This is a genomic window from Sphingomonas xinjiangensis, from assembly GCF_014199255.1.
Taxonomy (GTDB): domain Bacteria; phylum Pseudomonadota; class Alphaproteobacteria; order Sphingomonadales; family Sphingomonadaceae; genus Sphingomonas; species Sphingomonas xinjiangensis.
This window is the reverse complement of record NZ_JACIJF010000010.1, coordinates 51,077-74,908: the sequence shown is the minus strand read 5'-3', so window position 1 is coordinate 74,908 and position 23,832 is coordinate 51,077. Positions and strand designations below refer to the sequence as shown.

General features: G+C 64.3%; 19 protein-coding genes. 11 read left to right on the top strand and 8 right to left on the bottom strand.

The features are described from left to right. The first annotated feature begins 103 nt into the window (after positions 1–103). The 5 genes from FHT02_RS15075 (at position 104) to FHT02_RS15055 (ending at position 4,928) form a co-directional block, all read left to right on the top strand. Positions 104–745, top strand: a complete 642-nt coding sequence (locus FHT02_RS15075) for an NADPH-dependent F420 reductase (RefSeq protein ID WP_184089352.1) — start codon at positions 104–106, stop codon at positions 743–745. Positions 746–771: 26 nt separating this feature from the next. Next, positions 772–1,848, top strand: coding sequence for an alkene reductase (locus FHT02_RS15070; protein WP_184089349.1), 1,077 nt, complete (start codon positions 772–774; stop codon positions 1,846–1,848). A gap of 20 nt (positions 1,849–1,868) precedes the next feature. Then, positions 1,869–3,119: an MFS transporter gene (locus FHT02_RS15065; protein ID WP_184089346.1), complete on the top strand. Its 1,251-nt coding sequence runs from the start codon at positions 1,869–1,871 to the stop codon at positions 3,117–3,119. An 89-nt stretch (positions 3,120–3,208) separates the two neighbouring features. Continuing rightward, positions 3,209–3,592 carry a nuclear transport factor 2 family protein gene (locus FHT02_RS15060; RefSeq protein ID WP_184089343.1) on the top strand — a complete coding sequence of 128 codons (384 nt, stop codon included), beginning with the start codon at positions 3,209–3,211 and terminating at the stop codon, positions 3,590–3,592. 502 nt (positions 3,593–4,094) lie between these two features. After that, positions 4,095–4,928, top strand: coding sequence for a YncE family protein (locus FHT02_RS15055; protein ID WP_184089340.1), 834 nt, complete (start codon positions 4,095–4,097; stop codon positions 4,926–4,928). A gap of 168 nt (positions 4,929–5,096) precedes the next feature. Here the strand turns inward: FHT02_RS15055 and FHT02_RS15050 are convergent, their stop codons facing one another. The 4 genes from FHT02_RS15050 to FHT02_RS15035 form a co-directional block, all read right to left on the bottom strand. Continuing rightward, positions 5,097–6,179 (bottom strand): YeiH family protein, encoded by a 1,083-nt coding sequence (locus FHT02_RS15050; protein WP_343056961.1) that lies wholly within the window; start codon positions 6,177–6,179, stop codon positions 5,097–5,099. Positions 6,180–6,375: 196 nt separating this feature from the next. Beyond that, positions 6,376–7,266 carry a LysR family transcriptional regulator gene (locus FHT02_RS15045; protein WP_184089337.1) on the bottom strand — a complete coding sequence of 297 codons (891 nt, stop codon included), beginning with the start codon at positions 7,264–7,266 and terminating at the stop codon, positions 6,376–6,378. A 387-nt stretch (positions 7,267–7,653) separates the two neighbouring features. After that, positions 7,654–7,959: a UBP-type zinc finger domain-containing protein gene (locus tag FHT02_RS15040; protein WP_184089334.1), complete on the bottom strand. Its 306-nt coding sequence runs from the start codon at positions 7,957–7,959 to the stop codon at positions 7,654–7,656. A 12-nt stretch (positions 7,960–7,971) separates the two neighbouring features. Beyond that, positions 7,972–9,642, bottom strand: a complete 1,671-nt coding sequence (locus FHT02_RS15035) for an FAD-dependent oxidoreductase (protein WP_184089331.1) — start codon at positions 9,640–9,642, stop codon at positions 7,972–7,974. Between the two features lie 337 nt (positions 9,643–9,979). Between FHT02_RS15035 and FHT02_RS15030 the strand changes: the two genes are divergently transcribed. From FHT02_RS15030 to FHT02_RS15020, 3 genes are read left to right on the top strand one after another with little or no spacing between them, the layout of a single operon-like run. Then, the gene (locus tag FHT02_RS15030; protein ID WP_246352429.1) at positions 9,980–11,131 is read left to right on the top strand and encodes an efflux RND transporter periplasmic adaptor subunit; all 1,152 of its coding nucleotides are present in this window, start codon (positions 9,980–9,982) and stop codon (positions 11,129–11,131) included. A gap of 3 nt (positions 11,132–11,134) precedes the next feature. Further along, a complete protein-coding gene (locus FHT02_RS15025; RefSeq protein WP_184089325.1) occupies positions 11,135–14,332 on the top strand; it encodes an efflux RND transporter permease subunit in 3,198 nt (1,065 codons plus the stop codon). Further along, positions 14,329–15,783, top strand: coding sequence for an efflux transporter outer membrane subunit (locus FHT02_RS15020; protein WP_343056960.1), 1,455 nt, complete (start codon positions 14,329–14,331; stop codon positions 15,781–15,783). Before FHT02_RS15025 ends, FHT02_RS15020 begins: the two co-directional genes overlap by 4 nt. A gap of 42 nt (positions 15,784–15,825) precedes the next feature. Here FHT02_RS15020 and FHT02_RS15015 read toward each other — a convergent pair whose 3' ends face one another. Further along, positions 15,826–17,559 carry a cation:proton antiporter domain-containing protein gene (locus FHT02_RS15015; protein WP_221239512.1) on the bottom strand — a complete coding sequence of 578 codons (1,734 nt, stop codon included), beginning with the start codon at positions 17,557–17,559 and terminating at the stop codon, positions 15,826–15,828. A 133-nt stretch (positions 17,560–17,692) separates the two neighbouring features. Further along, complete coding sequence (locus tag FHT02_RS15010) at positions 17,693–18,664, bottom strand: oxidoreductase (RefSeq protein ID WP_343056959.1); 972 nt, start codon at positions 18,662–18,664, stop codon at positions 17,693–17,695. A gap of 89 nt (positions 18,665–18,753) precedes the next feature. Between FHT02_RS15010 and FHT02_RS15005 the strand changes: the two genes are divergently transcribed. Further along, positions 18,754–19,701, top strand: coding sequence for an AraC family transcriptional regulator (locus FHT02_RS15005; protein ID WP_184089322.1), 948 nt, complete (start codon positions 18,754–18,756; stop codon positions 19,699–19,701). On the opposite strand, the gene FHT02_RS15000 is transcribed toward FHT02_RS15005, so the two are convergent. Further along, complete coding sequence (locus FHT02_RS15000; protein ID WP_184089319.1) at positions 19,698–20,351, bottom strand: response regulator; 654 nt, start codon at positions 20,349–20,351, stop codon at positions 19,698–19,700. The two genes, FHT02_RS15005 and FHT02_RS15000, sit on opposite strands and share 4 nt — an antisense overlap. A 391-nt stretch (positions 20,352–20,742) precedes the next feature. Between FHT02_RS15000 and FHT02_RS14995 the strand changes: the two genes are divergently transcribed. Further along, complete coding sequence (locus FHT02_RS14995; RefSeq protein WP_246352428.1) at positions 20,743–21,534, top strand: SMP-30/gluconolactonase/LRE family protein; 792 nt, start codon at positions 20,743–20,745, stop codon at positions 21,532–21,534. Between the two features lie 35 nt (positions 21,535–21,569). Here the strand turns inward: FHT02_RS14995 and FHT02_RS14990 are convergent, their stop codons facing one another. Then, positions 21,570–22,262: a response regulator transcription factor gene (locus tag FHT02_RS14990; RefSeq protein ID WP_343056958.1), complete on the bottom strand. Its 693-nt coding sequence runs from the start codon at positions 22,260–22,262 to the stop codon at positions 21,570–21,572. Between FHT02_RS14990 and FHT02_RS14985 the strand changes: the two genes are divergently transcribed. Beyond that, complete coding sequence (locus FHT02_RS14985; protein ID WP_184089313.1) at positions 22,261–23,826, top strand: sensor histidine kinase; 1,566 nt, start codon at positions 22,261–22,263, stop codon at positions 23,824–23,826. The two genes, FHT02_RS14990 and FHT02_RS14985, sit on opposite strands and share 2 nt — an antisense overlap. Positions 23,827–23,832: the final 6 nt, after the last annotated feature.

Genomic DNA, 23,832 nt, shown 5'->3' with positions numbered 1-23,832 from the left:
TATGATTTCCATACCGGCGCGTAGCATGGCGATGGAGTAGGGGAACGGGCACTTCTCCGTCTGAGGCGGCAACCTAGCTCCCGCCGAAGACCGGAGAACCCGAATGAAGTATGCCATCATAGGATCGGGAGCGATCGGCACCGCCGTCGCCCGCCACTTCGCCCGCGCTGACGTCTCGGTTGCAGTGGCCAACAGCCGAGGTCCGGAGGCGGTTGAGCCGCTTGCACGGGAACTCGGCTCCGCCATCGTCCCGACTGTCCTGGCTGAGGCTCTTGAGGCCGAGATCGTGATTTTGGCGACTCCGTTCGAGGCGGTTCCGTCCGCGCTGAAGGGCGTGGCGGACTGGAAGGGCCGGATCCTCGTCGACGCCACCAACGCCCTCGACTACACCGACTTCTCTCCGCTGGACCTTGGCGGAAGGCCTTCAAGCGAAATCGTCCAGGAGCATGCGCCGGGCGCAAGGGTGGTGAAGGCGTTCAACCACAATTTCGCGAGGGTCCTCGGTCGCGAGGCTTCCGACAGTCGCGGTGGGAGTCGCGTTCTCTTCGTGTCTGGGAATCACTCGGATGCGAATGGCGAAATCGCGGAACTCATCGGTTCGTTCGGCTTCACTCCGATCATCCTCGGCCGGTTGGACGAGGGCGGCATGCTTCAGCAGTTCCGCGGACCCTTAACGACGCGCAGCTTCATCTCCCAGGCGCAGGGCGGTGCCAGCGCGCCGGAGATGGACCTTCTGAACCCCTAAGTTGCACCCCGACCAAGGACGGCGGAATGACCTCGCTTCTGGACCCAATTCAAATCGGCGCGATTAAGGCGCCGAACCGCATTTTCATGGCGCCGATGACGCGGGCTCGCGGCACGCGTGAGCACGTCCCCACCGAGATCATGGTGGACTACTACCGCCAGCGCGCTAGCGCAGGGCTGATCATTTCTGAGGCTGTGGGCATCACTCAGCAGGGCCTTGGTTGGCCTTACGCGACCGGCCTCTGGACTCCGGAGCAGATCGCCGGCTGGAGGAAGGTGACCGATGCGGTGCACGAGGCTGGCGGCCGCATTATGGTGCAGCTCTGGCACATGGGACGCACCGTTCATTCGAGCTTCCTCGACGGCGAGCGCCCCGTGTCCGCTTCTGCCACCACCGCGCCGAGCCATGCCCACACCTACGATGGTCGGCAGCCCTACGACGAGGCGCGGCATCTCGATCGGGACGAGATTTCGGCGATCGTGAAAGACTTCCACCGTGGGGCGATGAACGCGATTGAAGCGGGCTTCGACGGAGCCCAGATCCATGCTGCCAATGGCTATCTGATAGACCAGTTCCTACGCGACAGCGCGAACTTCCGAGACGACGAATACGGCGGGTCGCTGACGAACCGCATTCGCCTCCTTCGGGAGGTGACCGAAGCCGTCGCTGACGCGATAGGCGCGGATCGGACCGGCGTTCGACTGTCTCCCAACGGGGAGACGCAGGGTGTCAGCGACAGCGACCCTGTTCCGTTGTTCGCTGCTGCGCTCGAGGCGCTTTCGGCGCTCGGCATCGGCCACCTGGAGCTCCGGGAACCACCGGTGAACGGGACTTTCGGCGTCGGCGACATGGCGCCGCTTGCACCGCAGCTGCGCCCCTTCTTCAAAGGGCCTCTCCTCCTCAACTCCGATTTTAATGCTCCACGGGCGCAAGCGGATCTGGACGCCGGAATTGGCGACGCCGTCACCTTCGGCCGCGCCTTCATCTCCAATCCGGATCTGCCCCGGCGGATCGCGGAGGGAATACCGTTGGCCATGGATGACGCTGGCACCTGGTTCACGCAGGGCAGCCAGGGCTACACCGATTATCCAGCGGCCGCCTGATCCGGATCGGAGGAGTTTCGATGAGCGGAACGCAGCCGGTTGAGAGCGGTGCAAGCACGCGATCGACATACGACGTGAGCGGGCTGGCTTCCTTTCGCAATTGGCTGGGAGTCGTCCTCGTAGCGTTCGGCAGCTTCGTTCTTGTCACGGCCGAGTTTCTGCCGGTGGGCTTGTTGAGCGAGATCGCCGTGGATCTCGGCATCACCAAGGGTCAGGCTGGCGGACTAGTGGCGGTGCCTGGACTGGTGGCGGCGATCTCTGCCCCATTGGCAACGGTCGTCGCCCGGAACGTCGACCGCCGAAGGCTTCTGGTCGGTCTCGTTCTGCTGATAGGTATTTCGAATGTGGCCGTCGCTGCTGCGCCGAGCTTGTCGATCGTGCTTGCGGGGCGGGTGCTTCTCGGCGTGGCGGTCGGCGGCTTCTGGACATTTGCGGCGCCGCTCGGCCGTCGTCTGGTGCCAGAGCAGTCCGGCGGACGAGCCACCACGCTTATCATGACGGGCATCTCCATCGGAACCGTGGCTGGCGTTCCGCTGGGGGCACTGCTCGGGCATCTCGCCGGCTGGAGGGCTGCCTTCGAGATAATGGCTGGATTATCACTGGCCGTCGCGATCACTCAGGCGATCGTGTTGCCACCGCTGCCTGCCGACGGCAGGGGCGGCGTTCGACAGCTGATCGGCGTGCTGCGAATCCGGATGGCGATAGTCGGCTTCGCAGCCGCAGCCCTGGTCGCGTGCGGGCATTTCACCGCATACACTTATCTCGAGCCGTATCTCGTCACGATCCCGAAAGTCGGCGTGGCCGGGCTCAGTGCGACGCTCGCCGCCTACGGAGCGGCCGGGATATTGGGAACGATCGTGGCGGAGCGCGCACTTGCCGCAGACCTTCGGCTGGCCTTCATGGGCGTGGCGGGGCTCGCGGGCTCCGCCATTGCCGCTGCGGCCCTTCTGGGCCACTCGCCTGTCGCCGGGATAGGACTGGTCGTGGTCTGGGGAGCCGCATTCGGTGCAATCCCTCCGGCGGTGCAGACCTGGGCGTATCGCGCCGCTCCGGAGAGATACGAGGCGGGCTCAGCCGTGCTGGTGACCGTATTCCAGATATCCCTTGCTGCAGGATCAGCTCTTGGAGGCGCGGTCGTGGACAATGCAGGGGTGGCGACCTCGTTCCTGGTCGGCGGGGCCCTCTTCTACGCGGCGGCGCTCGTCCTCTGGACGCTCGGGCGGGTGGACCCGGCAGCCGAATCGATCAGGGAAGCGGGCCGCGTGGACTGAACCTGCACGTTCGGACTTCGATGTCGCGTTCTTCCTAACGCAGCAATCAATCAAACACCTTTCGGCGACTTTCAAAATGGAGACGAGATATGGTCGAACAGGCTGCCGCAAACCCGGAAGATCTGCTGCGCAGCAGCATCGCGCGCGTATGGAACGAGCGAGATGGGGCACGTCGGCTGAGCGCGCTCAAGGAACTCTATGCGCCAGACGCGGTGCTGAACGAGCCAGACGATGTGGCGCAGGGTATTGAAGCGATCTCCGGACGCGTCGAGGGCCTGCAGAGACTGCTCGGCGAAGGCGTCCTGCTCGAATACGTCGGCCCGGTGCTTCACCATCACGAGGTGGCGGTCGCAAGATGGCGTGCAGGTTCCCAGACAGAGCCGCTCGCCACCGGCATGGACGTTGTGCGCCTGCGCGAAGGCCGTGTGGTCGAGATGTACGTGTTCATCGATCCTCCCGAAGCGTCGCGCTAGGTCGATCTGCCGCGGCCAGTTGGGAACTACCTGAAGCCGTGAACGCGCCAGCTGTTGGTGCTGAGCTGTCCTACCCTTCACCCGTCAAGCCAGCTGGCGGGTTCGTGCGTGTAGCGAACTCGACACGTCGGGGAGCTCTTGGCAGCCCGACGGTGCAGCTGGTCTGGCGTTCTAATGCTGTGACACTTCCGGAAAGAACTACATGACACGCTTTTCTACGGCAGTATGCCTTCTCGCCGGGGCAGCTTTGGCCACGCCTGCGGTGGCACAGGAGAATCAAGCCGCACCGGCCTCCGACGCCACTCCGATCGACGTGGACGCCGTCCAGTCTCCGTGGGCTCGGCCCGACATCGAGATCAGCCACAGAGATCGGATCTATGTGTCCGATTCAGGAGGCGATGTGATCTGTGGGATCGACCCTGCCGCGGCTGCGCTTTCGGACTGCGTCCCGATCTCGGGTGGGATCGCCACGCCGCCTTCAGAGATCAAGGTGGGTGGGGACTTGGCCGAGCTCGCCGCGACGAGGAAAGGTGATTTGATCGCCCTGCTTCGCAAGGATCGATCAGAGATCACGATCACGGCAACCGCTGCGGACGCCGTGGCGAAGACAATCCGCTTGTCCAGCGAACCCTCCGGGGCGGCGTTCACGCGCGATGGTCGCGAGCTGTGGGTCGCCCTTCCAAAGGAGAACCAGATCGCGGTGTTTGAGATGCGCGCGTTCAGGCAAACCGCACTACTGGAGGTGCCTTCGGGTCCTGCTTCCATTGCAATGTCGGTGGACGGTCATCGAGCGTTCGCGTCGATGACTTACGCTCAGGAGATTCGAACATTTGACGTGAAGCGGAAGACCGAGATCGCTCGTGTTGCGTCGACGTATCCAGGCGCTGGGCGCCTCGCCGTTACGCCCAATGGGAAGGCGCTATGGGCGTATCACCCGAACGGCGAGATTGACGTTATCGCTACTAAGCCACCGTTCAAGGCGCGACCTTCGGCTCGGCTTGAGGGAGCGATCGGTTCGTTGACCTTCGTGCACGTTGGGCTGGATTCGTTTGCCTACGCGTCATCTCCCGTGTCATCGTCGGTCTCAGTCTTCGACGCGGACAGCTTTCGTAAGGTGGCTTCGGTTCGATTGGAGGCAGAGGCTTCCGGCATCTGGACCTCAGGCGACGGAACAGCCGTCTACGCAGCGCTTCCAACCGCCAACAAGGTTGTCCAGATCGACACTGCCTCGAATCGAGTCGTGGGAACGGTCAAGGTGCCTGGAACGCCCAATGCCCTGATCTACGTCCCGGGCGCCGTTCACCAGCGGCGAGCAGTGGCAAAGGGCTTGCCATAGGTAAGCCTGCGACGGTTACGGCTTCCTGTCGTTCATGAAGGCAGCGGCGACAGAAGCATTCGTTAGGGAGGTTAAGACAGCACAATCCCGCTGGCAGGCATCCATCCTACCGTCGGCTTTTAACATCATCTCGGACTTTCAGTCCAAGGCAGCGAACGGCCGGTAGGTTCACGCGAGTTCAAGAAGGCGGATCAGCGCGAGGCTGACGCTGCCGAGCACGACGAGAGACAGCACCGCGGTGGCGGTAACCCGCCCGCCAGCGCCAGCTACGGCGCGAATGTCGACGCCCAAGCCCAGCGCGCTCATCGATACCACGGTGAGCAGTGTCGCGGCCTCGTTCGCAGGGGCTAGTGCGACTTGCGGGATCAGTCCGAAGGATCGAAGGCCTACCAGCGCGAGGAAGCCGATGATGAACCAAGGCACGAGATGGTGAAGCGGCGGACGGCCCCTTGCCGGCCGCTCGCCGGCGGTGACATGTGGGGGCTGCTCGTCGGCCTCCTCACGCAGCCGCGGCGCGATCAGCGACAGAGCTAAGCAGACCGGCCCAAGCATCAGCACGCGCACCAGCTTGACCAGGGTGCCCATCTGGATCGCGGCGGCACCGCCCGGTGCTGCGGCGGCAATGACCTGTGGCACCGAGTAGACCGTGAGCCCGGCGAGTGCGCCATACTGCAGCCCATCGAGGTGCAACGCGAGTCCGAGCAGCGGCAGGCCCAGCACCACGGCGACTCCGAGGACCGCGGTGAAGCCGATGGAGGCGGCGACATCATCGCCATCGGCACCGATGACAGGCGCGACCGCTGCGATGGCCGAGTTCCCGCAGATCGAGTTGCCGCAGGCGACGAGCAGCGCCATCCGCGGCGGCAGCCGCAATAGACGCCCGATCAGGAAGCTGGCGGAGATCGCCACCGCGACCACCCCGGCGATGCCGAGCAACAGCCCCAGCCCGGCCGCCAGGATGGTGGAGGCGCTGACTGATGCGCCGAGCAGCACAACGGCCAACTCGAGCAGGAACTTGGCGCTGAATGAGATGCCCGGGAACCAGCGCGGGCCAGGAGTCCATACAGAGCGCACTGCCGTGCCGATTAGAAGCGCGAGCACCAGAGCTTCCAGCCAAGCGCGGCCGAATAGTGCTTCCTCTAGACGCTGTAGGACGAACGCCGCACCCGTGACGGCAAGACAGAGCGCGACACCGGGCAGCAGCAGTGAGCCATTCAGGCGGAGCGGGAAGAGCTGGCTTGGCGCGTTCACGGGTCGTCTCCTTGTGTCAGGAGACAGGTGGACGGTCGCAAATCGCCGTTCCAACGATCAGATCATATGGTTCCAATTGGTTACGAGGATAGGTCGGGCGGCTATTGTGCTGTTCCGAGGGGCATCTTGCTGGGCGACGGGTGGTTGGGTGCCGGACCTGAAGGTCAGCGCTGATCGTTTGGATCGCACTAGGCGATCAGATCACCCAGTCTGGCTGAGCGTCATGGTTCTTGATCGAGTCCAGCAGCGCGTCGGCCGCCTTGCTGCGGTATCGTTCCTTCTGCCGCAAGGCGACGAAGGCCCTTGCCGGCAACATCAATGGCAGGGTGACCAGCTCTCGGTTCTGAAGCGCGGGAGCGACCACCAGTTGTGACAGCACGGCGCAGCCCACGCCCGCGCGCACCGCTGCCAGCACCGCCTCGTTCGATGGGAGCGTCAGGACGACATTCAGCGCGTGCGCATCGACCCCGCGATCGCGCAGCGCCGCCTCGGAAGTGGAACGCGTGCCTGAACCTTCCTCCCGCATGATCCAGGGAGCGGACAGCAGCCAGTCGTTGGTGATCGCTTCGACGTCAACGCTGCTGACCAGCAGCATTCGATCGGCGCCCACCGGCCAATGTGCCAGCGCCGGATCGTTGATTGCCCCCTCGATGAAGCCGAGTTCTGCATCGCCCTCTCGCACTGAGCGAGCGGCGCCTTCGGTGTTGGCGATCGATACGGAGAGTTCGATCGCCGGGTAGCGGCGGTGAAAGGCTGCAAGGCGCTCGGGCAACCAATAGGACGCGATCGTCTGGCTTGCGACGAGACGCAGGTGCCCTCGTTTCAAACCACCATACTCGCCAAGTGCTACCTCGGCCTCCGCTGCCCGCGCCAGCACCGCGCGCGCTTCGCCCAGGAAGAAGCGTCCCGCGTCCGTCAGTTCGATGCCGCGGCCCACCCGATGGAAGAGCTTGACCTCATGCCGCGCTTCAAGCGTCGCGATCACTCCGCTTGCTGCCGATTGCGTGACGCCTGCAGCCTCCGCTGCGCGCGTGACATGTTCGCGCTCTGCGACGGCGACAAAGATGCGAAGCTGCTCGAGAGTCATGCCGCCAGCCTACCGCTTCCTGCTGATCCTGGGGATCCGGTGCAGTCGAGCCCGCTGTCCAGCGATGTTCGTTCATCATGCTGCTCAGGACGCCATGGCGACCGATAGAACGGTGCATGAGCGTCACTCGAAACAGTGCTGAGGACCGGAACGTGGCGACCGTGCGCGCCTCGGGCAGGCAGAAGTGGAACGCAATTCCGTCTGCGCTGTCGCACGGTGAAAGCCTGGCGGAACCGCAAATGGTAGTCGTCGCTCGACGACCTTCCCCAGCCGCTCAGCGGCATCGTTGCCCAGTGCAGGAGATCAGCTCGACGTGCACGAGGGCACAGGGCGCCCGAGATGAGTGGCACGGCGGGCGGGGCATTGGACTTGCTTATCTCGTCGGCGTCAGAAGAACTTCGGTATCGGACCAAGCTGCGGGGTGGTGTCGTCGCCAAGTTCGATGAACACTTCATCCACATAGCACCAGCCCCAGCCTTCGGGAGGATCGTAGCCTTCGATTACCGGGTGACGAGTGGCATGGTAGTGGGCGGTGGCGTGCCTGTTGGGTGATTGGTCGCAGCAACCGACGTGTCCGCATGCTCGGCAGATGCGCAGGTGCACCCACCACGAGCCGATCTTCAGGCATTCCTCGCATCCGCGGGCGCTCGGCGTCACCTTGTTGATGGTCTGAACGTGAGCGCACTCGTCCATGTCGAAATCCTCTTATAGCGTTCCAAGGTATTGGTGGATGGCCGAGACCACGACCGATCCTTCGCCCACTGCCGATGCGACCCGTTTGACCGAAGCGGACCGCACGTCGCCAATGGCGAAGATGCCGGGTCGCGAGCTTTCAAACGGGCTGGTTGCCTGCCCGCCTGCAGGTCCGGTGAGTACGAAGCCGCGGTCGTCAAGCGCGACACATCCGTCGAGCCAATCGGTATTGGGTTCAGCTCCGACCATGACGAACAGATTGGAGGCTTCGATCGTTCCCAGATCGCCGGTCTGGCTATTCAGCCACGCGACTTGGCGGAGATAAGGATCTCCGGAGAGGGAGGTGACGCTGGTGCGCGCGTGAAGTGTGATCCGGGGGGACGACGCGATCCTCTGGACGAGGTAGTCCGACATCGTCGCCGCAAGTCCTTCGCCGCGCACCAGCATGTGCACATGCGACGCGATGCGCGAAAGAAAGACGGCGGCTTGCCCGGCAGAGTTGCCCCCGCCTACCACCACCACCTGCTGATCCGCGCAGAGCATCCCTTCCATCGGCGTGGCCGCGTAGTGAATGCCCTTTCCTTCGTAGTGCAGATCGTCGGGCGTGCCGAGCCGGCGATACCGAGCGCCAGTGGCGATCACCAGGCTGCGGGCACTTACTCGAGTGCCATCGTCCAGCAGAAGCCGAAAGGGCATCTGGTCACACTCCAGGCGCGCCACGCGCCTTGAGATCGCCAGGCGAGCGCCAAACTTCTGCGCCTGCACATGGGCTCTGCCGGCGAGGGCCTGACCCGAGATGCCCGTCGGAAACCCGAGATAGTTCTCGATCCTGCTGCTGGTGCCTGCCTGCCCGCCCGGAGCAAGCTCCTCCAGAACGATCGTGCTGAGGCCCTCTGACGCAGCGTAGACGGCGGCGGCCAGGCCTCCGGGGCCTCCGCCCACGATCGCCACGTCGTGGACGGTGGTGGGATCGGCAGGTTCCCACAGTCCGACGGCGTCGGCCACAACCCGCGCATGTGGACGGCGCAGGACTTCGCCGGTCGGAAGGACGAGCGCCGGGAGGTCTGCGGCGGCGATGCCAAGCTCTTGCGCGAGCGATGCACCCGGTTCACCGGCATCCGCCGCTTCAAACGTCACGGGATAGCCGTTCCTCGTCAGCAACCGCTGGAGGTCGAGCGACTCTCCGGAGGCGCGCGGGCCCAGCAGAGTGGTGCTTCCGTGGGCGTGGCGTATGATGCCCATGCGCCGCAGGATAAACGCCCGCATGACGATTTCGGCGATGTCGGGTTCGCCGGTGAGCAGGCGACGGAAGGAAAGCCTATCCAGGCGGGCGACGGTCGTGGGCTCGAGGGCGACCGCGCTGACCAGGCTCATCCGGTCGTTGAGCAGGTCCAGCTCGCCCGTGAACTGGTAGCGGTCATGGCGCACCACGAGCTTCTGAACTCCGTCCATCCCGCTCTCGTAGATGCCGACAGTGCCATCCAGCACGATGAAGAAGTCGACCCCGCGATCACCAGGGCTGGCGAGCTTCGTCCCCGCGGGCAGCATTTCCTGAATGCCATAGGCGCTTGCCCGTTCGACCATTTCCTGCGGGAGGACAGGAAAGGTCTGCGCGGATCGCTCATAGGGATCGGTGGGATCGGCCTGGAGCTGTTCTCCCCAGGGCGGAGGCGCTTGTGTCATGATAACCTCCGGGCGGGTGGAGCAACTTCAAACCCGATACGTCCAGGGCGACGACGGGTTAAGCTATACCCGCGTTTACCCGTCGACCGGTTTGGCTGTTCAAGATCTCAGCTCCGAGACTGTCATCCTCGAAGAGTCGGGACAGAGGCCGTCGACGATCGCGAACCAAATCTGCAAGTGCACCAGACGCGAGTTCGACTGGAACATACGTGGGTATAAGCATCCGCATCCCAAGTCTTTGTGCAGTCTTTGAGGCAACTCCACGCAGAGGCTGCAGAGATCCATGAACGCGCTTTCACCTTGCGGGCGGCACACGCTTCTACCGCTCTTCGTCCTTATGACTGCTGCAGGCTGCTCGAAGCCGGTGCCAGAGCAGCCTGCGAAGCAGCGGGTCACCGTCGCGACTGCGCTGCAGCGGGACGTGGTCGACTGGGACGAATATGTGGGGCGCTTCGAAGCGATCGAGGACGTTCAGCTGCGTCCGAGGATCTCCGGAACGATTGATCGTGTGCTTTTCGCTGACGGCGAGGCAGTCCGGAAGGGGCAGCCGTTGTTCGTCATAGATCCGCGGCCCTATCGGGCCGCGGTTGGGCAGGCGCGAGCCCAGGTCGCCAAGGCTTCAGCGACGCTGCGCAACGCGCGCAGTGAGTTCGCGCGAGCGGGCCGCCTCTTGGCGACGCAGGCGATCTCGCGCGAGGAATACGAGCAGAAGCAGGCCATGGTCGGCACCACCGCCGCCGACCTCCAGGCTGCGCAGGAGAATGTGCGCAGTGCGCTGCTCAACCTGGAGTTCACGACCGTCCGTGCGCCAGTCGCGGGACGCATCTCCGATCGTCGCGTCAGCCCTGGCAACTTCGCTGCGGCCGGTGAGACCGTGCTCAGCCGGATCGTTTCGACGGACCCGATCTGGTTCTCGTTCGACGGAGCGGAGAGCCTTTACCTGAAGTATATGCGTCAGGCGCGCGCGGGCGAGCGAGGATCGTCGCGGACTTCGGCCAACCCCGTCGAGATCCAGTTGGCTGATGAACCTACCTATCGCTGGCGCGGCAAGATGAGCTTCGTCGACAACACCATCGACGGCAACTCGGGCACGATCCGAGCCCACGCGGTGGTGGCCAATCCGGACGGCTTCCTGACGCCGGGCCTGTTCGGCCGCGCACGGCTCCTTGGGTCCGGGCACTACAAGGCGATGCTGATCCCCGACGAGGCGATCATCACCGATCAGACGAGGCGGCTCGTCTACGTCGTGGGAGGCGACGGGAAGGCGCAGGCGAAGGTGGTTCAGACCGGCCCCCTCGTTCAAGGTCTGCGGGTGATCCGCGCGGGAATCACGCCGAACGATAGGGTCGTGGTCGAGGGCGGCACGCTGCTCCAGCCCGGCACCTCCGTCGACGCGCGGCGGATCACGCTGGAGCCGCGGGCCCAGGACACCTCGCCGAACGCGGTCCCCGAGACCGCGCCACTTCCCTCCGAAGCCACGGCGGGCTGAGCCATGAAGTTCCCGCACTTCTTCATCGAGAGGCCGATCTTCGCGGCGGTCGTCTCGATCCTCATCGTCGTGATCGGCTTGGTCGCATACCCAGGCCTTCCGGTGTCCCAGTATCCCGAGATCGCGCCTCCTACGGTGGTGGTCAGCGCCACCTATCCTGGCGCGACGGCCGAGACGCTTTCGGAGACCGTCGCCGCTCCGCTTGAGGAATCCATCAACGGGGTGGAAGGCATGATCTACATGTCGTCGTCTGCCACCGGCGACGGCAGTCTCTCGATCACGGTGACCTTTAAGCAGGGCGTGAGCGTGGATCAGGCGCAGGTTCTGGTGCAGAACCGCGTCTCGGTCGCGGAGCCGCGCCTGCCGGAACAGGTCCGCCAAATAGGCGTGACCGTCCTGAAGAACTCGCCCGACATCCTAATGGCGATCGCGCTCACCTCCCCGGGGCACAGCCTGTCGCAGCAATACGTCTCGAACTACGCCACCACGCAGATCATCGACCGGCTTCTGCGCATCCCCGGCGTGGGCGGCGTCCGGGCGTTTGGCGCGCGGGAGATGAACATGCGCGTCTGGATCGATCCTGATCGCGCTGCGTCCCGGAATCTCACTGTCGACGAGATCGTAGCGGCAGTGCGCCGGAAGAACACTCAGGCGGCGGTCGGATCGGTCGGACAGCCTCCCTTCAATCAGGGAGGGACGGCGTTTCAGCTCGGGATTCAAGCCGACGGACGGCTCGCCACGCCGGAGCAGTTCGGCGCCATCATCGTCAAGCGGGATCCCGAGGGGCGCCTCACGCGCCTGCGAGACGTGGCCAGGGTGGAACTCGGCGCTCGCGAATACGGCGTGAATGCGGCGCTCAGCGGTAACCCCATGGTGGCGCTGGCGGTCACGCAGCTGCCTGGATCGAACGCGCTCACGACCGCCGACGCGGTTCGGCACGAAATGGAAGAGATCGGAAAGGGCTTCCCCGCCGATCTGCAGTATACGATCCCCTACAACCCGACCGAATACATCTCCGCCTCCATCGAGGAGGTTTACAGGACCCTCTTCGAGGCGATCGTCCTGGTGGGCATCGTGGTCATCCTGTTCCTCCAGAGCTGGCGGGCTGCGGTCATACCGCTCATCGCGGTTCCGATCTCGCTGATCGGGTCGCTGGCATGCCTCGCCGGTTTCGGGTTCAGCCTGAACAACCTGTCTCTGTTCGGCATGGTGCTGGCGGTGGGCATTGTGGTCGACGATGCCATCGTGGTGGTAGAGAACGTCGAGCGGCTCATGGAGGAGAAGGGGCTGTCGCCGAGGCAGGCCGCTCACGAGACGATGGACGAGGTCGGGGGGGCGCTGATCGCGATCGCACTGGTCCTCAGCGGCGTGTTCATCCCGACGTCCTTCATCCCTGGCATCTCGGGCGCCTTCTATCAGCAGTTCGCGCTGACGATCGTCTCTGCCGCCGTGATCTCAGCGCTCGTTTCGCTGACCCTTTCGCCCGCGCTCGCTGCGATCATCCTGCGGCCGAAGTCCGAGGTGGCGCCACGCGCCGGCGTGCTGGGCCTGCCGGGTCGCTTCGCCCGCGGGTTCAACAGGGGGTTCGACGCGCTGGCGAAGCGCTTCGGCCGCTTCACGGCGAGGGCGGTTCGATCGCTGCTGATCATCGGCGTGTCCTATGCTTGTCTGATCGCCCTGGCAGGCTGGAGGTTTTCGGCCACCCCGACCGGCTTCATCCCCGCTCAGGATCAGAGCTATCTGATCGCGGCCATTCAGCTGCCCCCGGGATCCTCGCTCCAGCGGACGAGCGAAGTCATGAACGAGGTCAACCGGATCGCACTGCGCAATCCTGCGACCGAGCATACCGTTGCCTTCGCCGGCGTCGACGGCGCCACCCTGACCGCGGCCCCTAATGCGGCAGCGATGTTCATCACGCTGAAGAAGATCGGGACGAGGCCGAACGCGGATGCGGTGGCGGCCGAGATCAGAGCCAAGCTGAAGCAGATCACGGGCGGCAACGTCCTGCTTATCCCGCCTCCCCCCGTGCGCGGCATCGGCACGGGCGGCGGGTGGAAGATGATGATCGAGGATCGCGGCGGCCTGGGTTACGAGGCACTTGAGCGTGCGGCTACGGCCATGATGGCGAAGGCCAACAAGACTGAAGGTCTGTCGAGCACGTTCACGACCTTCAACGTCCGGACGCCGCGACTGCATGCCGACATCGACCGTGACAGGGCCGAGCAGCTCGGTGTTCCGGTCGAGAACATCTTCTCGACGATGGGCACCTATCTCGGTTCCACCTACGTCAACGACTTCAACCTGCTCGGGCGGACCTTCCGAGTGACTGCCGAAGCCGACGCTCCCTATCGGGATCAGGCTTCGGACGTGGGCCGCCTGAAGACCCGCTCGGAGTCCGGCGCCATGGTCCCGCTGGATGCCGTGCTCACGCTTAAGGATGATGCCGGCCCCTACCGCGTCGTCCGCTACAACCTGTACCCCTCGGCGGAGCTGCAGGGCGACACGGCTCGCGGTTTCTCGAGCGGCCAGTCCCTGCAGGCCATGGCCGCCATCGCACAGGACACGCTGCCCAAGGGCATGTCCTTCGAGTGGACTGACCTGGCGTTTCAGCAGCAGCAGGCGGGCAACACGGGCTCCCTCGTGTTTGGTCTGGCGGTGCTCTTCGTGTTCCTGCTCCTCGCTGCGAACTACGAAAGCGTCGTCCTGCCATTCGCCGTCATTCTGATCGTGCCCATGTGCCTGCTGGCCGCCATCATCGGGGTGAACCTGATGGGCATGGACAACAACATCCTGACGCAGGTCGGTCTGATCGTCCTCATCGGGCTGGCGGCCAAGAACGCCATTCTCATCGTCGAGTTCGCAAAACAGAACGAGGATGCTGGGATGGAGATGCACGAGGCCGCCAAGCACGCGGCGGAACAGCGACTTCGCCCGATCATCATGACGTCCATCGCCTTCATCCTCGGGGTGCTGCCACTCGTGATCGGCACGGGACCGGGCGCGGAGATGCGGCAGGCTCTGGGCGTGGCGGTGTTCTTCGGAATGATCGGCGTCACCGGCTTCGGACTGATCTTCACGCCGAGCTTCTATGTCATCAGCCGGAAAGCGGGGGACTGGGTCTCTCGCAGGGCGGGCAGCCTCCGACGGAAGGACGCCTCCGCCGCTACGATCACCACCGACAATTCAGTGAGCGCGAAGTGAAAAAGCTACTTGTTCTCTCGGCGATGAGCCTGTCCGGCTGCGTGGTCGGACCCGACTATCGGCCGCCCGTCGTGCCGCCCACCCGACCGGCTTCGAGCGGCGGATTTGCAGAGGCCGGCGGTCCCACGTCGTCGCAGGCTCTGCCTACCCGCTGGTGGCAGCTCTATGAGGATCCGGCTCTCGATCGGCTGATCTCCGACGCGCTTGCCCACAACCCGGACATACGTGCTGCTGCCGGCAGTCTGGCGCAGGCGCGAGCCATCCTCTCGGAACAACGAGGAGCGAGGCTTCCGGAGACCGGGCTCAGCAGTTCAGCTACCTACAACCGGGTCTCTCCTGGCGGATCGCTCGCGGGATCCGCGATAGGCGCCGGGCGATCGGTGGAGACCGACTACTATTCCAGCGGGTTCGACGCCTCTTACGAGGTTGATCTGTTCGGCGGAGTGACGAGGGCGATCGAAGCGGCGCGCGGCGACGTAGATGCGGCGGCCGCCCAACTGGATGCGGCAAGGGTCGCGATCGCGGCCGAGACCGCTCGGGCCTACGTGCAGAGCTGCAGCATCGCGGCGCAGCGCGACGTCGCTGGCCAGACGGTCGAACTTCAAAGGGAGACGCTGAGACTGACTAGGTCCCTCGCTGACGCGGGGCGCGGCACCGAGCGCGACGTGCGGCGGGCGGACGTTCTCCTGGCGCAGTCTGAAGCGACGGTGCCCACGTTTGAGGCGGAGCGCCGCGCCTCGCTCTATGCGCTCGCTGCCCTTACCGGTCGCGCCCCTGAAGAGATCGACGCAGACGCTTCGAGATGCACTGCGCCTCCGCCCTTGCATACGCCCATTCCCGTTGGTGACGGCGCGGCGCTTCTTGCTCGGCGTCCCGACGTCCGCTCCGCCGAGCGGGGGCTCGCAGCGGACACCGCCCGGGTAGGTATCGCGGTAGCCGATCTTTATCCGTCCGTCCGGCTTCTCGGCAGCCTGGGCTTCGGAGGCACTTCGCCGGGGAATGCGTTCAAGCCGTCGGGCTTCAGCTTCTCACTTGGTCCGCTCATCTCCTGGAACTTTCCGAACCAGACGGTGGCCCGCGCGCGGGTTAGGCAGGCTCGCGCTGGCGCGGACATCGCTCTCGCGCGTTTCGACGGAACGGTGCTCACGGCGCTGCGTGAGGTCGAGCAGGCGTTGGCGCGCTACCGGGGGGAGCTGGAAAGGAACGCTGTCCTTCGGCGCGCATCCCGATCGAGTGAAGAGGCCGCTGCACTCTCGAAGCAACGCTTCGACAATGGCGCGGACAGCTTTCTTCTTCTGATCGATGCCGAACGTGATCGGGCGAACGCCCGCGGCGAGTTGGCACAGTCGGATCGATCCGTCGCCGAGGCGCAGATCAGTCTGTTCAAGGCGCTGGGCGGGGGCTGGGAACAGGCGCCCTGGCCTCAGCGCCGCGATCTCGGGAGCCGATAGCCAGCCGTGCTCACATGCCGATGCAGGGTAGGAGAGGGACAGTCAGGCGGGAAGGACCTCGAGCGTCGAGCTGGCTTCCGCTTTGGAGTGGCGAGTATCCGCGAATGAGCCTCGTCGGCTGGAGATCCAGTCCGAGATGGCCTCGCTCGGAACCTCCAGCGCTTCCAGAACGAGCGCGGCAGTCTCCAGTCCGCCGTCGCCTGGAGCATCGATAACCGGCGTCAGGCCGATGTTGGCGAACCCGACGGCTGATGCGGCGTCTGCCACAACGGCCACCCGCAGTAGATCCGGGAAGAACTTGCGGGTGAGGGGAGTGAGCCGACCGGATATCTCCAAGGACGGTTCCGTGAGAACGCTGACGCGACGTCCTTCCAGAGCTGCCGGCTCCCAGATGCGAGGATCGCTGAGGTCGCCGAACTCCACCCGATAGCCGTCTGCCAGAGCGTCGCGCAGGCGGCGCTGGTCGGTCTCCATGGCGACGAAGCCGATGTCAAAATGGATCAGGGCGTCTGCAACCGCGCGGCCCACTTCGCCCATGCCCAATATCATGACCGGTCCGACCAGAGCCTGGGGCTCGAGCTCGGGATCCAGAACCGTCATGCGGCGCGCCCGGAGGGTCCCCGCAATCCAACGGCCTGCCGAAGCGAGGTTCGGCGTCAGCGCGAGTGTTCCCGCCACTGCCGCGATCACTATGGACGACCACTCGTTGCCGACCGCCGAACGGACTGCGGGAAGTCCCAGTATAACGAACCCGAATTCGGAACCTTGCGCGAGGAGAAATCCGAGCTGGATCGAGCCTGGAACCGACCAACGGAAGAGAAGGCTTGCGAGCACGTTTGCGACGATCTTGAGCGCAACGAGGCCGAGCGCGACTGCCGCGACGAGATGCCACGAGTGCGAGAGAGTTGCTATGTCCAGAGCGAGGCCGACGGACACGAAGAAGAAGCCGAGCAGCAGCCCTCTGAATGGCTTGATTTCGGACTGCACGATGGAGCGATAGGGCGTGTCCGCCAGCATCATTCCTCCAAGAAAGGCGCCGAGAGTCACCGACAGGCCGATTGTTCCGGTGGCCCATCCCGCAGCCAGTGCGACGAGCAATGCGACGGCGGTGAACACCTCCTCGTTGCGGCTGCGGGCGACGAAGTCGAAGGCAGGGCGGACTAGATACTTTGAGAGCACCAGCGAGATACCGAAGCTCAGTGCCGCCTTGGCGAGGGCGGACGCGCTGGCCTCCAGCGGCGTCCCTCCATTCTGCAGAGCCATTGCCACGATGAGGATGAAGATGCCTGCCACGTCCTGGAACACCAGGATGGCGGTTGCGGTGAGGCCGACGGGGCAATCCTGCTGATGGCGCTCCGCGATCAGCCCCACCACGACCGCTGTTGATGAGAGGGACAACGCCGCGCCGACGAGCAGGGCGCCGCTCCAGGGCAGTCCCATCAGGCGAGCCGCAACTGCAATTGTGAGCGTTGAGAACAGCACCTGTGCGGGACCGAACCCGAAGATGTCAGCAGCCTGGGCGCGGAGGCGCTTGAATGAGAAGTGCAGGCCGATGTCGAATAGCAGAAACAGGACCCCGAGCTCCGCCAGCAGCGAAACGGTCTGCTCGGACGGGCCAAGATCGAAGCCGGACAGCCGCAACATCAGACCAAGCAGGATGTAGCCTACGATCGGACTGAGATGCAGGGAACGGGAGGCGACTGCCGCCACCACCCCGAACGAAAGAAGAAGGATGATCGGCAGCATCGCCGAGAGCAAGTGCTCCGATCCGTTCACTGGAGCGGCGCTTGCAGTGAAGACGTTCCGCTCATTCTACGCGTTCCTTCGACGGTCTACCCGATGCGTACAGGCTATGGACGCCGGACCGGACACGAAACCGTCCGCAGGTATGACTTGCGCGAAAGGACCCTCAGTCTCCGCTGGATCCCCGCATGAAGCGCTCGCTGAGGATCCAGAGCTGTTCGGCAGCTGCGGGATCAGCGGCCCATTCGCGAACACCGTCGTTGCGAGGGTCGTCCGGTGCGCGGATCGGAGCGATGTCGCAGTTCTCGCAATACACCCCGCCAAGCGCCTGCAGTGCCGGGTGCGTCGCGCACCAGATCGCGGTGGCGGCTCCCTGCTGGACGTTCTTCAGGTCGTTCGCAGGGTCGATCCGTGGCTCTCCGAAGTCATCCAGTGCGCCGAAGGCGGCAATCTGGTCCCGGCTCAAGTGGCGGGCCAGGTCGGTGAGGATCGAACCGGGATGAACGGAATAGGCGCGGATGCCCTCATCCTTGCCGCGAGCGTCCAGAGCGACGGCGAACAGCGCATTCGCGGTCTTCGACTGACCATAGGCGATCCACGGGTCGTAGGGGCGGGCGACGAAGTCGGGATCCTCGAAGTTGAAGCGCGACAGGCGGTGGCCGCGGGAGGACATCGAAACCACTCGCGAGCCGTTGGCGGCCTGCAGCGCCGGTATCAGGCGGTGGGTCAGTCTGAAGGGGGCCAGGTGGTTGACGGCGAGCTGCATCTCGTGGCCGGCGGCGGTCCGCTCGAGAGGCGAAGCCATGATGCCCGCGCTGTGGATGAGTATGTCGAGGGGCCGACCGGTGGATAGGAAGCGGTCGGCGAAGTCGTCGATCGACTTCGGTTCGGCTAGATCGATCCTCTCGACCTCGGCATTCCCAATTGTCTCGAGCGCAGCTGCCGCCTTGGCCGGAGTGCGAACCGGAACGACGACACGAGCACCGGCATTGGAAAGAATGCGGGTCATCTCCAAGCCCAGTCCGGAATACCCGCCGGTCACGATTGCAGTCTTGCCCGACAGATCCACTCCCGCGATTACCTGTTCGGCCGTCGAGTATGCGTCGAAGCCTGAAGCTATTGGCGTTTGCTCAGTCACGAAGGTGCTCCCATTTGTTGAGGTGGATTTCGCAATGGAGGCTTGGATGCTCAAGCTCGCCGTCGTCCGGATTTCTGTAGGAAGCGTCCATGGATGATGCTTTGACATCCGTTCTCTCGCTTCTTCGGGCACGTGCGCGGGTAACGGGACGTCTGCACGCGGGAGGTCAGTGGTCGCTTCGTTTCCCTGCCATTGGCAATCCGAAGTTCAATGCCCTCAGTCAGGGCGAGTGTTGGTTCACCTCAATCTCTTCCTCGCGCTCCGTGCGCCTTTCCGCCGGCGATGCCTTCTTCATTGCGCCAGGCGAAGGCTACATGCTGTCAAGCGATCCGCAGCTCGCTCCTGAGGAGGCGGGACCTGCTTTCAGCGGCGCGATCGATGGTGTCGCCCGCGCCGGCGAGGGGGACGATTGCCGTCTGATCGGCGGTCAGATCGAATTGATGCCTGAGATGTCGCAGCTGCTCCTAGATCAGCTGCCTTCATCCTTCGTCGTGCGGGGAAGCGATGACGCGGCGCTCGATCTTCGTCAGGCGCTGAAGCATCTTGCACAGGAAGTGAGCTGCACGTTGCCGGGCAGTGGCTTGCTAGCTGACCACTACGCACAGATCCTTCTGATACTTCTGTTGCGGTATCAGCAAGCTTTCGGCCCTCAACATGGACCGGGGTGGCTTCGGGCGCTTTCGGATGAAAGGATCGCCAAGGCGCTCGGTGCGATACACCGCGATCCTCATCTGCCCTGGACCGTGAAGCGCATGGCAAGCGAGGCAGGAATGTCGCGGTCGAGCTTCGCGGAAGCCTTCAATAGGCTCGTGGCACAGGGGCCGGTGTCTTATTTGAGTGATTGGCGGCTCGAACGGGCAGCGGTGGCTCTGCGTGAGACCCGTGAGCCCATCGGCCGGATCGCTGCTGCCGTCGGTTATGGATCCGAGAGTGCATTTGGCGCTGCCTTCAAGCGACGCTTCGGCAAGTCGCCGGCGCTGTTCCGACGATCGATCGAGATCGAAGCGGGCGAATTCGCCACGCCGGATGGCATCTAGAAGGCGTCGCTTCCGGGCGATAGATCCAGGATGCCCCTGCGGGCGGCGATCGTCACGGCTTCCGTGCGGTCTGCCACGTTCAGTTTCCCGAAGATGCTCTTCACGTGTGCCTTCACGGTTTCCTCCGACACGCCGAGTTCCCGCGCGGCTCCCTTGTTCGGCAGCCCCCGGGCGATGCAGCGGAGGACCTCGATCTCACGTTCGGACAGAGCGTCTCGCATTGCGTTTCTGCCGATGTCGTTGGCGATTTCAGGCGGGATGTGGAACTCCCCGGAATGCACCGTCCGGATTACATCCAGCAGTTCCTTCCGAAGCGTGCTCTTCAACAGGTAGCCTGCCGCGCCGGCTCTCATGGCGCGCAGCGCCTGCGCATCCCCGGCGTATGTGGTCAGCACGATGAGCCGGGCACTCGGAAACTCCGAGACGATGGCCGCTATCGCCTCCAACCCATCCATGTTCGGCATCTGAAGGTCGATCAGCGCCACGTCCGGCTTCAGGCGCCTGAACGCTTCCACGGCCTCCGATCCATCCGTCGCTTCCCCCACCAACATCATGTCCGATTGCAGATTGACCACGGCGCCCACGCCCAGCCGGATCAGCGCGTGATCGTCTGCGACGAGTATTCGGATCGGCGTGTGCGCAGTCGTCATTCGGAAGCCTTCGCAGTCCGGAGCCGCCGCGCTTCTGATTGCCGAGGCCGCCAGCTGAATTGGTTTTCTCTCGCTCGCGCGCTCTGCAGCTCTTGTCGATCCCCCGTTCGAGGGGGGCTGCTCCCCCCTCCTCCAAGGAATTGAGGAAAGGAGAAGTGGGCATATCCTATGAATGTGGCGGTTTGAGTGAAGCGGGGCACCCAGACCGATCTTGAGCGAACTCGAAGGGCTGGGATCTGCAATGAGCCGGGGAGTGACCTGGAGGACTGGAAGGGAAGCCGACGCAGCTTCCGGCGGTAGCCGGAGTGATCGGAACGAGGTGCTGTGCGTCGGATTGCTTGAGCCCGAGGGGCCGGTCTCGTTCCCCGATGGATCAGCAGCGCTTGTGGAGATGAGCGAAAGAAAGGCGAGCATCACCAAGGTGGTCGCTGACGGGCAGGCGCGCACCCTTGCTGTCCTTGGCGGCAGGCCTACCGGCTTGGCTGCCGACGGGGACGGCCACCTGTGGGTGGCCGGCGGCGGGGACGCCCTTCTGCGGATCGCACCCGATGGGCGGGTGACGATGCGGCTTGAGGGTGACGAGGCGGGTCCCTTCCTTTTTCCCAACGACCTGGCGTTCGGGCCTGACGGGCTCCTTTACATGACAGATTCCGGCATCGCGCGAAGTGATCTAATCGTCGGCGGTCAGCTGCGCGGGGACTTCGCGAGCAGGGATTATGACGGACGCCTGTTTGCGATCGATCCCCATCGGGGACGGGTGGTACGGCGGCTGCGCACGGCAATGCGCTTCGTCAACGGAATAGCCTTCGGAGCTGACGGCGCCCTCTATTACAGCGAGACGCTCACCGGACGCGTCTACCGCCAAGAGATGGACGGTGACCCTGAAGTCTTCGCTCAGGTTTCGGTGGACGGGCCGATGGACCGCTTCCGCGGACCGGACGGCATGGCCTTCGACGTGGATGGAAGGCTGTTCTGCGCGATCTATGGCGAGGGCCGCATCGCGATCGTCGATGCGCTCGGCATCGCCTTGCCTTGCATTCCGACGAACGGAGATCTTCCGACCAATGTCGCATTCCGGTGTGGCCGGTCGGAGTTGCTGATCACTGAAGTCCAGCACGGCTCGGTCGAACTTGTGGCTACGGTCAGCCCAGGCCTTCCCCTTCACGCCCCGAGGATCGGATGACGGTCTCGACGATCAGGCGGGCAGCCGGACCTGCTCTAAGGACTGAGGTTCAGGGAGTTCACCATTCCGATGAAGTCGGCGAGCGTCCGGGCGCCGAGCTTCCGCATGGCGTTGCCCCGGTGGATCTTGACGGTGATTTCACTGACTCCAAGCTCGAAGGCGATCTGCTTGTTCATCTTGCCCTTCGCCACTCGGACCATGACCTCGCGTTCGCGGGCGCTGAGCGATCCCGCCCGCTCGCGAAGTTCCTCGTTCTCCCTTCGCGCCTCCCGCTCGGCTGCGTCGCGGGCGAGAGCGGTCGCGACGGCGTCGAGCATGTCCTGCTCACGGAATGGCTTGGGCAGGAAGTCCACGGCGCCTGCCTTCATTCCCCGCACGGTCATGGGGATGTCTCCGTGTCCGGTCATGAGGATGACGGGCATCGTGATGCCGGCGTCCGCCAGCTTCTCCTGAAAGTCCAACCCGCTCAGGCCCGGAAGGCGCACGTCGAGGACGAGGCATCCAGCGCTTCGCGTCCGGCCGGACTGCATGAACTCGCCGGCGGATCCGAACTGTTCGGTGCGGTAGCCGACCGAGCGGAACAGTGCATCGAGCCCCTCGCGAAGCCCTGCATCGTCCTCAACGATGAAGACCACGGGAACAGCGCTTTCGTTCTTCTTGTCAATCGCCTGCATGATCATTCGAACGTGACCATCGCCGGCACCGCCGTCAACGGGACCTATACGCATGGATGATGTCACCTCGCACTCGACGGTCGCGGAGTATCAGCGTTCCACGACCGATGCCGTGCCGGCGCTGATCTCGTTCTTCGATGCGGACCACATCTGCCGCTATGCGAACGAGCATCACCTGCTGTGGTATGGAAGGTCCCCCGAGGAGCTTGTCGGCGTGCACATGCGGGAGTTCCTGGGAAACGAAGCGTATCTGGAGCGCCTCCCGCATCTGAAGCGCGTGGCGGAGGGCGAGCAGGTCTCCTTCGAGGCTGCAGTGCCACATCGGCAAGGGGGCTGGCGGCATGGGGCGATCCGCTATGTGGCGAGGTTCGGCCCTGAAGGGTTCGAAGGGTTCCACACCCTCGTCTTCGACCGCACGCATGATCAGCACCGCTTCCGAAGCGTCTTCGACGGGACGGCGATGGGATTTCTGGAGATCGACCTATCCAACATGAGGGCGATGCTCGCTGAACTGTCGGATGAGGTGGAGGAACTGATAGCGCAGGTCGAGGAGGATACCTCCATCGTCCGACGTGCGCTTGAGGTGACCCCCACCCTGGATCTGAACGAGAAGGCGTGCCGCATGCTCGGGATCGATCGCGGATCAGCGGTCGGGAGCCCGTTGGGTCGCTGGTGTTCTGACGAGAGCCTGGAGGCTTGGAATCGCAACCTGCTCGCCTACCTGCGGGGGGACGAGAGCTACGAAACCGAGACCGTTATTCGGCGCGAGGACGGGAGCGACCTCGATGTCCTCCTGAGCTGCGCCTTCCCCAAGGCTCCGGACGAGGAGGTCATCGTCGTCGTCGGGCTTGTCGACATTTCTCAGCGGATCGCAAAGGAGCGGGAGCTAGCGAAGGCCCAGGCCGATCTCGCTCACGCAGCTCGTGTCGCCACCTTGGGTGAGCTCATGGCGTCGATAGCCCATGAGGTGAATCAGCCGCTTGCAGCCGTCGTGGCGAATGGAAATGCCGCTCTTCGCTGGCTGAGCAGAGCCGAGCCGAACGTCGAGGAGACGAGGTTGGCGATCTCCCGCATCATGGGCGAAGCGACGCGTGCATCCGAGATCATCGCTCGCACGCGGCGAATGGCGGTCAAAGACAACTCGTCCCGCACAAGGTTCTGCGTGAACCACATGATCGAGGAGGCTGTCGAGATCACAAGCCGGCAGACCTCCGCCTTGGGCGCATCTCTCTCGCTGTCCCTCGCCCCTGTCATGCCGCCGTTGCTGGCGGACCGCATTCAGCTCCAGCAAGTGATGATCAACCTGATCGTCAATGCCGCGCAGGCCATGGAGGGCCAGCCCGATGGGTCACGCAGGATCACGGTGCGCTCCTACAGTTGCGACGCGGGGCAGATGCTGGAGGTGGCGGACACCGGTCCCGGCTTCGCTGACAAGGGCGACCGAATCTTCGAGGCCTTCTTCACCACCAAGCGCGACGGCATGGGAATGGGGCTTTCGGTTGCGAAGAGCATCGTTGAGGCTCATGGCGGGCGCATAATGGCGCTTCCCCACATTGGGGGAGGCACGGTGTTCCGCGTAAAGCTCCCATACGCTGGCTGCGGCGGTAAGTCGCGTTGAAGCGAG

Bases quoted from the DNA above. Each gene is read 5' to 3' on its own strand.
- FHT02_RS15045 (WP_184089337.1), bottom strand. From the start codon at position 7,266: ATGACTCTCGAGCAGCTTCGCATCTTTGTCGCCGTCGCAGAGCGCGAA.
- FHT02_RS15040 (WP_184089334.1), bottom strand. From the start codon at position 7,959: ATGGACGAGTGCGCTCACGTTCAGACCATCAACAAGGTGACGCCGAGC.
- FHT02_RS15035 (WP_184089331.1), bottom strand. From the start codon at position 9,642: ATGACACAAGCGCCTCCGCCCTGGGGAGAACAGCTCCAGGCCGATCCC.
- FHT02_RS15075 (WP_184089352.1), top strand. From the start codon at position 104: ATGAAGTATGCCATCATAGGATCGGGAGCGATCGGCACCGCCGTCGCC.
- FHT02_RS15030 (WP_246352429.1), top strand. From the start codon at position 9,980: ATGACTGCTGCAGGCTGCTCGAAGCCGGTGCCAGAGCAGCCTGCGAAG.
- FHT02_RS15025 (WP_184089325.1), top strand. From the start codon at position 11,135: ATGAAGTTCCCGCACTTCTTCATCGAGAGGCCGATCTTCGCGGCGGTC.
- FHT02_RS15065 (WP_184089346.1), top strand. From the start codon at position 1,869: ATGAGCGGAACGCAGCCGGTTGAGAGCGGTGCAAGCACGCGATCGACA.
- FHT02_RS15005 (WP_184089322.1), top strand. From the start codon at position 18,754: ATGGATGATGCTTTGACATCCGTTCTCTCGCTTCTTCGGGCACGTGCG.
- FHT02_RS14995 (WP_246352428.1), top strand. From the start codon at position 20,743: ATGAGCGAAAGAAAGGCGAGCATCACCAAGGTGGTCGCTGACGGGCAG.
- FHT02_RS15070 (WP_184089349.1), top strand. From the start codon at position 772: ATGACCTCGCTTCTGGACCCAATTCAAATCGGCGCGATTAAGGCGCCG.
- FHT02_RS15060 (WP_184089343.1), top strand. From the start codon at position 3,209: ATGGTCGAACAGGCTGCCGCAAACCCGGAAGATCTGCTGCGCAGCAGC.
- FHT02_RS14990 (WP_343056958.1), bottom strand. From the start codon at position 22,262: ATGCGTATAGGTCCCGTTGACGGCGGTGCCGGCGATGGTCACGTTCGA.
- FHT02_RS15000 (WP_184089319.1), bottom strand. From the start codon at position 20,351: ATGACGACTGCGCACACGCCGATCCGAATACTCGTCGCAGACGATCAC.
- FHT02_RS14985 (WP_184089313.1), top strand. From the start codon at position 22,261: ATGGATGATGTCACCTCGCACTCGACGGTCGCGGAGTATCAGCGTTCC.